This window comes from Microvirga arabica (assembly GCF_016811235.1).
GTDB lineage: Bacteria > Pseudomonadota > Alphaproteobacteria > Rhizobiales > Beijerinckiaceae > Microvirga > Microvirga arabica.
Map to the genome: position 1 here is coordinate 1 of NZ_JAFBID010000193.1, position 1,369 is coordinate 1,369.

The window sequence follows — 1,369 nt, forward strand, 5'->3', positions numbered from 1 at the left end:
TACTACAGCCGGGCCTTGTGCGTTGTCTTAGACACGGAGGTGTCGCGCCATGACGTACGCAAGCGAGGCCCACCGCTGGGCCGCTCAGTTGGACGAACTCTGCTCGCGCATTGCTCCCCGCTTCAGCCGCATCGAACCGCGCCGGCGGGCCCGGGCCTACCTGCAGGGCCTGCTTGCGCCGCTCGAGCGCAAGAACGGCTGGCACCTGGCCGAAGCCGCCGGCGATGCCAGCCCCGACGGTGTGCAGGATTTCCTGTCCCGCATGCACTGGGATGCCGAGGCCGTGCGCGAGGACCTGCGCGCCTATGTGGTCGAGCATCTCGGCGATCCTGACGCCGTGCTGGTGCTGGATGAGACCGGCTTTGTGAAGAAGGGCAGCAAATCAGCCGGCGTCAAACGCCAGTACTCCGGCACTGCCGGCCGCATTGAGAACTGCCAGATCGGGGTGTTTCTCGCCTATGCCAGCCGGCATGGCCACGCCCTGATCGACCGGGCCCTGTACCTGCCCGAAACCTGGGCTTTTGACGCCGCACGGCGAACGGAGGCAGGCGTGCCGGAGGAGGTTGGCTTCACCACCAAGCCGAAGCTCGGGCAGGCGATGCTCAAGCAAGCGTTCGAGGCCGGCGTGCCGTGTGCCTGGGTGGTGAGCGACAGCCTCTATGGGGCCGATCACCAGACGCGGCGCCTGATCGAGGCGCACGGGCGCGGCTATGTGCTGGCGGTGACCTCGGCCCAGCGGCTCGGGTTCAAGCCTGTGGAGGATTGGCTCGAGGACGTGCCGGCCCGCGGCTGGCGGCGGCTGAGCGCTGGGGATGGCGCCAAGGGCCCGCGGCTGTACGATTGGGCGTATCTGCCGTATCGCACGCCGCCGGTGCCAGGCTGGAAAACCGGCCTGCTGATCCGCCGTAAGAAGGGCCAGAAGGGGCAGCCGCATCAGTTCACGTTCTATCTCACCCGGTCGCCGGAGGACACGTCGCTCTCTGAGCTGGTGCGGATTGCGGGGATGCGCTGGCGGATCGAGAGCTGCTTTGAGGAAGCCAAGGGCGAGACTGGCTTGGACGAGTACGAGGTGCGCTCGTGGACGGGCTGGCACCGGCACATCACCCTATCCATGCTGGCGCATGCTTATCTAACCATCGTGCGCCGGCACGCCATCGGGGGGAGAGGCCCCCGTCGTGCAGGCCGCGGGGCTGCTGCCGCTCACCGTGCCGGAGGTGCGCCGCCTGCTCTGGCATCTGGTGTGGGAGCGGCCGCCTTCGCTTGAGGCCGTGGAACACTGGTCGATGTGGCGCCGGCGCCATCAGCAGCGGGCGCGCGAATGCCACTGGCGCAAACGCACCCGACGCCGACGCAAGGCCCGGCTGTAGTA

The 1,369-nt window shown here is 68.2% G+C and carries 1 pseudogene; it reads left to right on the forward strand.

The window, feature by feature from the left end:
* Nucleotides 1-49: 49 nt before the first annotated feature.
* Nucleotides 50-1,369: pseudogene (locus tag JQC81_RS32390) on the forward strand (IS701 family transposase); the annotation flags it as partial.